We start from the raw sequence: 8,946 nt of genomic DNA, 5'->3' as shown, positions 1-8,946 counted from the left end.
GCCGCGCATACGGGGGTACCCCCCGCAACCCGCGACCAACAGGCCGTTCACCTTCGCCGAGTCCAGCCGCAGCGTCATGCCCTTGGCACCGACACAGAGGCCCTTGAAAGCCCATCGGCAGCGCTCCGGCGTCGAGCCCGCTCACGCTCGCCGCATAACCCCGACGAATTAATGGTGAGAGGCACTAAGCCGCGCCGGACAGGTACTCCCTGCGGCGCTGCGGTTCGAACTTCTCGATCGCGTACCGGAGCATGACCCGGGGCATGCTGCGGTAGTGCCGGGCCAGGAACCGCTCCAAGATCCGGCCCCGTTCCGCCTCGTCGCCGCGGTCGAACTTCCGCACCAGGATGAAGAGCGAGGTCAGCCGCTCCTCGTGCACGTCGCTCGTCAGCAGCTCCGTCGCCTCGGCCAGGGAGAGGTGGCGCCAGTACCGCCCGGCCACCCGGCGCTGATCCGGTACCGAGACCCCGATGGCCCGGTCGCCCTCGCCGTACCCGCCCGGGACCATCCGCAGGTACCGGCGTACGCCCTCCGCCCGGCGCGGGTCGGCGAGGTCGGCGAGTGCCTGCCGGACATCCGTGGCCGTGACCATGACTGCCCAACCTACGCGACCGCCGGTGCCCGGTCCGGTGGCCGTGCCGACCGCCGCGCACCATCCGTCACAGCGGTCAGCCGCGTGGGGTCAGGTAGCCGCGGGAGAAGGCGGTGGCCACGGCGGCGGCCCGGTCGTTGACGCCGAGTTTCGCGTACACGTGCAGCAGGTGGGTCTTGACCGTCGCCTCGCTGATGAACAACTGCTTTGCCGCCTCGCGGTTCGTGCAGCCGCCGGCGATCAGCTCCAGCACCTCCAGTTCGCGCTGGGAGAGCGGCTCCGAGGCGGGCTGCCGGAGCTGTCCCATCAGCCGGGTCGCGACGGCGGGGGAGAGCACCGCCTGTCCCCGCGCGGCCGCCTCCACCGCCCGGAACAACTCCTCCCGGGGCGCGTCCTTGAGCAGGTAGCCGGTGGCGCCGGCCTCGATGGCGGGCAGCACGTCGCTGTCCGTGTCGTACGTGGTGAGCACGAGCACCCGGGCCGGTATCCCGCGTCGGGCCAGTTCCCTGATCGCGGTGACGCCGTCGGTCCTCGGCATCCGCAGGTCCATCAGGATCACGTCGGGTCGGAGCCGCTCTCCGGCGGCGACGGCCTCGGCACCGTCACCGGCCTCGCCGAGTACCTCGAAGCGCGGGTCGGCGCTGAACATGCCCCGCAGCCCGTCCCGGACCACCGGATGGTCGTCGACGATCAGCAGTGAGATCACCGGGCACCTCCGGCCGGGATCGCCGGCAGCGACGCCGAGATCGCGGTGCCGCCGCCCGGCTCCGACTCGATGTCGAGGCGCCCCGCGAGGCGTTGTACCCGCTGCCGCATGCCGGCGAGCCCGAACCCGCCGTCCGGGGATCCGTGGCCGCGCTTCGCCTCGGGGTCGAAACCCACCCCGTCGTCGCGTACGTCGAGGGTCACCAGGTCCTCCATGTAGGACAGGGTCAGCCCGACCCGGCTGGCCTTCGCGTGCTTGGCCACGTTGGCGAGTGCCTCCTGCACGGCCCGCAGCAGCGTCACCTCGACCTCGGCGTGCATCGGCCGAGGATCGCCGGTGGTGGTCAGCAGGGCGTCCACGTGGTTCACCTCCGACCAGCGTCGGGCCACGTCGTTGATCGCGTCCGGCAGCCGGGCCTCGACGAGCACCTCCGGCTGCACCGCGTGCACCGTACGGCGGGCCTCGGCGAGGCTCTCCCGGGCCAGGTTCATCGCGTTCGTCACGTGTCGGCGCCACGTCGACGGTTCGTCCATGGTCTGTTCGGCGGCCTGGAGTTGGGTGAGGATGCCGGCGAGCCCCTGGGCGAGGGTGTCGTGGATCTCCCGGGCCATCCGCTGCCGCTCGTCGAGCACCCCGGCCTCCCGGGCCTGGACCAGCAGTTGCGCGTGCAGACCGGCGTTCTCGCCCAGCGCCGCCTCCAGCTTGACGTTCGCCTCGTGCAGCTCGGTCAGCGCCTGTTTCTGCCGGTCGTTACGTTGGTCGGACAGCACGGCGAAGTAGAAGAACGCGCCGGCCAGCACGACGCTGACCGCGCTGATCGCGATCCACTCCCGCCACGCCCCGTCGATGATGTTGGCCGCCCCGCCCAGGTATCCCACCGCCGAGATCATCGCCGTGGTCGCGACGCCGGCGTACCGCCAGCGGCCCTTCAGGTACAGGTACAGGAACGCCTGGGGGTAGCCGACGAAGGTGAAGATGGTGAAGAAGGGGGCGATCGCCACCAGGCCGGCGGCCAGCACCATCAGGCCCGAGTAGTAGAGGCCCATCAGCGGGCGGTTCTGGTGCCACTCCGGGTGGAGGGTGTGGAAACAGAGCAGCCAGAGCACGGTAGCGAGCACGAGGCCGAGTACCGCCGGGACGTGCATCGGCCGTTCCCAGGTCGGCCGCAGCAGCGTGAGGAGGGCGCTCGCCGCCAGGAGGAGGTACGGAAGGACCTTGAAGAGCGCGATCTCCCGGCGCTCCCAGCGGTCGAACTCCGCACGCAGTTCCGCCTCGATGCTCACCATCACTCCCAGCGGAAGTACCGCGCGGCCAACCCACCGGCCACGATCGTCCAGCCCAGCATGACCGCCAGGTGCAGCGGTTGCGGCCAGTGCCCGGCCGTGGCGTCCTGCAATGCTTGCACACCCGCGCCGAGCGGGGTGAGGTCGCTGATCGTGCGCAGCACGTCGTTCATGTTGTCGCGGGGCAGCCAGAGGCCGGCGAAGAAGACGATCGGGAAGAAGAGCACGGTCCCGACCGCGGTGGCACTCTTGCCACTCGGCGCGAGCGAGGCGACGAGCAGACCGATCGCGAACATCGCCAGCGCGGCCAGCAGGTAGCCCAGCAGGTAGGCCGCCGGCTGCCCGGGCAGGCGTACGTCGAACGCCAGCCGGCCGACGGCCAGCACGACCGCCATCGTCAGCACGGACAGGATCGTGGACATCAGCAGCTGGGCGCCGAGCATCATCGCGGGCTTGACCGGGGTGGTCCGCATGCGTCGCAGCACACCCTTCTCCCGGTACGAGGCGAAGAGCTGGGACAGGCTGTTGAGCGCGAACATGGCGAGGCTCATCGCGACGACGATCGGCACGTACAGGTCGATCACCCGTAGGCCGCCGAGGGACTGGTCGGGTTCCCGGAACGAGGGGATCGCCCCGAAGATGGCGAGCAGGATCGGGGGGAAGGCGAGTGCGAAGAACACGATCATCGGCTCGCGGAAGAACAGCCGGGTTTCGGTGACGGTGAGGCGGGAGAGGGTGGACACGGTGTTCTCCTCAGGCTTCGACGGGTCGGCCGGTGAGTGCCACGAAGGCGTCCTCGAGTGAGGTCTGCTCGACGCGCAGGTCGGCGGCGACGACCTGGTTCCGGGCGAGCACGGTGGTGACCGCGAGCAGCAGGTTTCCGGTGCCGGTCACCACGAGCTGGTTGCCGGCCCGCTCCACCAAGGTGACCTCGGGCAGCGCGGTCAGCAGGGCGTGGTCCAGTGGCGCCGACGGCCGGAACCGGATCCGCTGCCGGTCGTCGATCCTCGCGACCAGCCCGGCCGGGGTGTCGAGCGCGACGAGGCGACCCGAGTCGATCACGGCGAGCCGGTCGCAGAGCCGTTCCGCCTCCTCCATGAAGTGCGTGACGAGCAGGATCGTCACGCCCCGGTCGCGGACGTCCTCGATCAGGTCCCAGGTGTCGCGTCGGGCCTGCGGGTCCAGGCCGGTGGTGAGTTCGTCCAGCACCGCGACCCTCGGGTTGCCGACCAGCGCGAGTGCGATCGACAGCCGCTGCTTCTGCCCGCCCGACAGTCGCCGGAACTGCGTGCCGAGCTTGTCGTCGAGACGCAGGGTGTCGACCAGTTCGCGCCAGTCGGCCGGCTCGCGGTAGAAGGAGCTGAACAGCTCCAGCGCCTCGCGGACGGTGAGTTTGTCGGGCAGTTCACTTTCCTGTAGTTGGGCGCCGAGCAGCTGTCGCAGCTCGCCGGTGTCGTGTCGCGGGTTGATGCCACAGACCTGGACGGCGCCGCCGTCCGGGGTACGCAGCCCCTCGACACACTCGACGGTGGTGGTCTTACCGGCCCCGTTGGGACCCAGGATGCCGAAGATCTCGCCCGGCTCGACGGCGAAGCTGACCCCGTCCACCACGGTGCGGTCGCCGTAGCGCTTGACGAGGCCGTCTACCTCGATGATTGCCATACCGGAAGCCTGCCGGCCGTGTCCCGGCGTCGAATCGACCACGCAGCCACGGCCGGCGCGGGCCCCGGTGGGTCCGCCGGTCAACCGATCGATGGATGCCGGGTCAGCCTGGCGCGCGTCGGAGCGGGGCATTTGACAGCACCATAGCTACCGGCTATCTAATAGCGGTCCGGAACGGAGAGGAGCGCCCGGGTGCAGGACGTGGTGCTGGCCATGCTGGCGAAGGAACCGGCGTACGGGTACGAGCTGCGCAGCCGGATGCGGGACGCCCTCGGCCCGGTCGGCGACACGATGAACGCCGGGCAGATCTACGTGGCGCTGGCCCGGCTGGACAGGGCCGGACTGGTGACCTCAGAGCGGGCTGACGGCCTGCCGGACCGGCCCGACCGCCGGGTCTACGCGCTGACCCCGGCCGGACAGCAGCGGGTCGCCGGCTGGTTGGCCGAGGTGAGCTGGCCGAAGCCTGACCTTGCGGAGTTCCACCTGAAGCTGGTGGCCGCCGCGGCCGGCCGGCTGGCTGATCCCGTGGCACTGATCGACGCGCAGCGGCGGGAACTGCTGCGCCGGCTGCGCGACAGTCAGCGGGCGGCGCTCGACCGGTCGGTGGATCCGGTCGCCGGGGTACTGCTGGAGGGCGTCGTGCTGCGACTGAGGGCCGACCTGGAGTGGCTGGAGGCCTGCGAGCGTATGTGGACAGAGCGTGATCGGGCTGGACGGAAGGCAGAGGCATGACCGGATCGACGGCGCTGCGGGCGCGCCGGCTGACCATGCGGTACGGCGCGAACAACACACTGGTGCGCGCGGTCGACGAGGTGAACCTGGACGTGCCCGCCGGACAGACAGTGGCGATCATGGGCCCGAGCGGCTGCGGCAAGTCCACCCTGCTGCACCTGCTCGGCGGACTGCAGCGGCCGACCGGCGGTCAGGTGTGGTTGGGCGAACACCGGATCGACACGATGGGCGAACGGGCCCTGGCCCGGCTGCGGCGGGACAACCTCGGGTTCGTCTTCCAGTCGTTCCACCTCATGGACGAGCTCACCGCGGTGGAGAACGTCGAGCTGGCCGCGCTGCTGGCCGGCCAGCCGCCCCGCCGGGCCCGGCGACGTGCACTGCACCTGCTGGACCGGGTCGGACTGGCCGACCGGGCCACCCACCTGCCCTCGGCGCTCTCCGGCGGCCAGCGCCAACGGGTCGCCATCGCCCGCGCGCTGAGCAACGAGCCGCAGGTCGTGCTGGCCGACGAACCGACCGGCAACCTGGACAGCGCCGCCACCCTGGAGGTGCTGCGGCTGTTCGAGGAGTTGCACGCCGTGGGTCAGACCCTCGTGGTGGTCACCCACGACGCCCGCATCGCCGCGGTCGCCGACCGGGTGATCTCCATGCGCGACGGGGCGTTCGTCGACGACAACCTGCTCGCCGGCAGCGGCAGCGGCGCTGCCACCGGCACCGTCTACGACGGGCGGCGCTGACATGTCGGGCCGCCTGCTGCTCGTCTGCCGACTGCTGGTCCGGGACCTGCGCCGCCGCCGGACCGAAACCGTCCTGCTCCTGGTCGCCGTCACCGCCGCCACCGCCACGCTGACCCTCGGCCTCACCCTCAACGAGATCGCCGGGCGGCCGTACGAGCAGACCCGGACCGCCACCGCCGGCCCGGACGTGATCGTGACGCCCCGGGCCACCGGTCAGGCCGCGTTGGACGAACTCGCCGCGCGGACCACCGCGGCCGGCGTCACCGACCACAGCGGCCCCTTCCCGATCGCCTACCTGACGATGACGGCCGGTGGCACGTCCGCGCACGCCGTCGTCGAGGGCCGGGACACCGCGCCCGTGTCGATCAACCGTCCCGCCGTGACCGACGGCACCTGGGTACGCCCCGGCGGCGTGGTCGTCGAGCGTGCCTTCGCCGACGCCCTCGGCGTCCGCGTCGACGACACGGTCGAGATCGACGGCCATCCGCTGCGGGTGATCGGGACTGCGGTCACCGCCGCGAGAGCGACCTATCCGTACGCCGGGTGGCACTACCCCGGCAGCGTCCTGGTCGAGCGCGGCGGCCTGGTCTGGGTCGACCGCGGCGACATGGCCACGCTTGCGGGTGGCAAACCGCTGTCGTACACCCTCAACCTCAAGCTCGCCGACCCGGCGGCCAGCAGCACGTACCCCCTCGGCGACCAACTCACCACCTGGCAGGCGATCGACTACCTCAACGGTCGGCTGTACAGCGACGCACAGACCGCGCTGCTCGTCGGCAGCTGGCTGCTCGGCGGCCTTGCGCTGGCCGGGGTCGCCGGCATCGTCGCGGGCCGGATCATCGGCCAGCGTCGCCGGGTGGGGCTGCTCAAGGCCGTCGGCGCCGGACCAGCCATGATCGCCGCCGTCCACCTCGCGGAGTACCTCGTCATCGGGCTGACCGCCGCCACCACGGGGCTGGCCGCAGGCTGGTTCGCCGCACCCGTGCTGATCCGGCCCAGCGTCGGACTCATCGGCTCCGTGAACGCCCAGCCACCCACGCTGCGCATAGTGCTCGCCGCCACGGCTCTCGCCCTCACGATCGCGGTGGCGGCGACCCTGGTACCGGTGGTGCGCGCTGCCGCCACCAGCACCGCCCACGCGTTGGCCGACGCCGCAACACCACCGCGACGCCGACGATGGCGAATCTGGCTGTCGCGGCAACTGCCCACCGCCCTGCTGATCGGGGTGCGGATCAACGCCCGTCGGCCACGCCGCGCCCGGCTGATCACCGTGAACAGCCTGATCACCACGATCGCGGTCGTCTCTGTGCTCTTCATCAACACCCAGGTCGAGCATTTCGACCTCGGCTACACGGAACTCGTCAACCCGCGCAGTCAGCGAAGGGACCAGGCCGTGCTCGTCCTCGTCGTCATACTGTGCGTCCTCGTGCTCATCAACACCGTCGTGAACACCTGGACCGCGGTCCTCGACGCCCGGCAGCCGCTGGCGGTCGCGCGGACCCTCGGCGCCACGCCCGGACAGGCCGGCGTGGGCCTGGCGGTGGCGCAACTGCTTCCCGCGATACCCGGCGTCGTCGCGGGGATCCCGGCCGCCGTCGGGCTCCTGACGTTCGTCAGCCGTACCGAGATCCAGTACCCGCCCACGTCCTGGCTGGTCGCCAGCGCACTCGGAGTCCTGCTCGCCATCGCCGCGCTCACCGCCATCCCCGCGGTGGTCGCCGCTCGGCGCCCGGTCGTGGAGACACTCCGGTCCGCGGCCGCCTGACGGGCGGGAACCGCGCACGGGCGGGGATCTGCGATCCTCGCGGGGGTGTGGAGACGGTCGACGCGGTGGAATGCGGCGGAGCGGCGGGTACGTGAGGCGTTCGCCCGGGGGATCGAGGTCGACCTGACCGACGCCGAGCCGGTCCGGGCCGAGGTGCTGGTGGACCTGCTCACCGCCCCCGGCAGTCCGCCCCGGGCGGCGGTACGACTGCGGGGGGCCCGGGTCGTCGGTCGGCTCGACCTGGGCGCCGTCGCGGTCGGCGTACCGGTGCGGTTCGACGGCTGCGAGTTCGCGGCCGTGCCGGAGTTGGGCGAGGCGAGCCTGGTGAACCTGGTCCTCACCGGCTGTGTCCTGCCCGGACTGTCGGCCCGGCTCGCGGAGGTACGCGGCGACCTGGTGCTGGTCGACTGCGAGGTCGGCGGGCTGGTGGACCTGCGGGACGCCCGGATCGGCGGCAACCTCGACCTCGACGGGGCGAGGCTGCGCCGGCTCGGAGGGGTCGCGCTCGACGGTGACCGGCTGACCGTGACCGGCAGCCTCACCGCCCGGTACGGCTTCACCGCCGACGGCGAGCTGCTCCTGGTCCACGCCCGGATCGGCAGTCAGCTCAACCTGACCGGAGCCCGGCTGCGCAACCCGGGCGGCTTCGCGGTGAACCTCGGCGGAGCCCAGGTGCGCACACTGTGGCTGACCTGCGCCGCCCCGCCGGAGGGCCGGGTCCGGCTTTCCGGCGTGCAGGCCGAGTCGATCTTCGACGATCCGGCCTCCTGGCCGGCGGAACTCGACCTGATCGGCTGCACGTACCAGCTGCTGATCGCGAGGAGGCCGGGCGGGCCGGGCGATCCGCTGCCGGTGCTGCCGGTCCGTGTCCGGGCCCGTCTGGACTGGTTGCGCCGCAGCCCGGAGGGGTACGTCCCGCAGCCGTACGAGCAGTTGGCGGAGGCGTACCGGCGGGGTGGGCAGGAGGTGGAGGCGCGCCGGGTGCTGCTGGAACGGCAGCGACGTCGCCGGGCGACCCTGCGGCTGCCGGGGCGGCTGTTCGGCTACCTGCTCGACGGACTCGTCGGGTACGGCTTCCGTACCTGGCTGGCCGGGATCTGGCTGGTCGGCTTCTGGGCGCTCGGCACGGCCAGCTTCGTCCTCGACCCGTCGGTACCCCGGAATCCGGCCGAGGCGCCGGCGCACAACCCGACGCTGCAGGCGCTCGACCTGCTGCTGCCGATCGTGAACCTGGGCCACGACAACGCCTGGAAGCCGTCCGGCGCCACCGAGTACGTCGCCGCGCTGCTGATCATCGCCGGTTGGGTGCTCACCACCGCCGTGGTCGCCGGCCTGACCCGCACCCTGAACCGGTGACGACCGGGTCCGGGGCCCCGCCGCAGCGGCGGTTCACCGGCCGGCGGCCCGAGGCCCGGATCGGAGATCGTTTTACCGAACCGACATCGAACTGTCTCGTACGCTCAACACCC

At 71.8% G+C, this 8,946-nt stretch carries 9 protein-coding genes; 4 read left to right on the top strand and 5 right to left on the bottom strand.

Going from position 1 to position 8,946, the window contains the following annotated elements; genetic code table 11:
- Positions 1-184: 184 nt before the first annotated feature.
- The 5 genes from ABGB21_RS28550 to ABGB21_RS28530 form a co-directional block, all read right to left on the bottom strand.
- Positions 185-592, bottom strand: a complete 408-nt coding sequence (locus ABGB21_RS28550) for a DNA alkylation repair protein (protein ID WP_347658400.1) — start codon at positions 590-592, stop codon at positions 185-187.
- Positions 593-668: 76 nt separating this feature from the next.
- Positions 669-1,298 (bottom strand): response regulator transcription factor, encoded by a 630-nt coding sequence (locus ABGB21_RS28545; RefSeq protein ID WP_347658401.1) that lies wholly within the window; start codon positions 1,296-1,298, stop codon positions 669-671.
- A complete protein-coding gene (locus ABGB21_RS28540) occupies positions 1,295-2,584 on the bottom strand; it encodes a sensor histidine kinase (protein ID WP_347680382.1) in 1,290 nt (429 codons plus the stop codon). Before ABGB21_RS28540 ends, ABGB21_RS28545 begins: the two co-directional genes overlap by 4 nt.
- Entirely contained in the window at positions 2,584-3,324 is a 741-nt protein-coding gene (locus ABGB21_RS28535) for an ABC transporter permease (RefSeq protein WP_347658404.1), read from the bottom strand. Before ABGB21_RS28535 ends, ABGB21_RS28540 begins: the two co-directional genes overlap by 1 nt.
- Before the next feature lie 10 nt (positions 3,325-3,334).
- A complete protein-coding gene (locus ABGB21_RS28530; RefSeq protein ID WP_347680380.1) occupies positions 3,335-4,243 on the bottom strand; it encodes an ABC transporter ATP-binding protein in 909 nt (302 codons plus the stop codon).
- 192 nt (positions 4,244-4,435) lie between these two features.
- Here ABGB21_RS28530 and ABGB21_RS28525 point away from each other — a divergent pair, with 192 nt between their 5' ends.
- Genes ABGB21_RS28525 through ABGB21_RS28510 form a run of 4 tightly spaced genes read left to right on the top strand, consistent with a single transcriptional unit; the run spans position 4,436 to position 8,833 of the window.
- Positions 4,436-4,975: a PadR family transcriptional regulator gene (locus tag ABGB21_RS28525; protein WP_347658408.1), complete on the top strand. Its 540-nt coding sequence runs from the start codon at positions 4,436-4,438 to the stop codon at positions 4,973-4,975.
- Positions 4,972-5,712 carry an ABC transporter ATP-binding protein gene (locus tag ABGB21_RS28520; protein ID WP_347658410.1) on the top strand — a complete coding sequence of 247 codons (741 nt, stop codon included), beginning with the start codon at positions 4,972-4,974 and terminating at the stop codon, positions 5,710-5,712. The genes ABGB21_RS28525 and ABGB21_RS28520 overlap by 4 nt, the downstream gene beginning before the upstream one ends.
- 1 nt (position 5,713) lies before the next feature.
- A complete protein-coding gene (locus tag ABGB21_RS28515) occupies positions 5,714-7,477 on the top strand; it encodes an FtsX-like permease family protein (RefSeq protein WP_347658412.1) in 1,764 nt (587 codons plus the stop codon).
- A gap of 45 nt (positions 7,478-7,522) precedes the next feature.
- A complete protein-coding gene (locus ABGB21_RS28510) occupies positions 7,523-8,833 on the top strand; it encodes a hypothetical protein (protein ID WP_347658414.1) in 1,311 nt (436 codons plus the stop codon).
- The last annotated feature ends 113 nt before the right edge of the window (positions 8,834-8,946 follow it).

Origin of the sequence: Plantactinospora sp. B24E8 (genome assembly GCF_039871735.1) — a bacterium.
Taxonomy (GTDB): domain Bacteria; phylum Actinomycetota; class Actinomycetes; order Mycobacteriales; family Micromonosporaceae; genus Plantactinospora.
The sequence above is the reverse complement of the archived record's forward strand: the minus strand, read 5'-3'. Positions and strand labels throughout refer to the sequence as shown.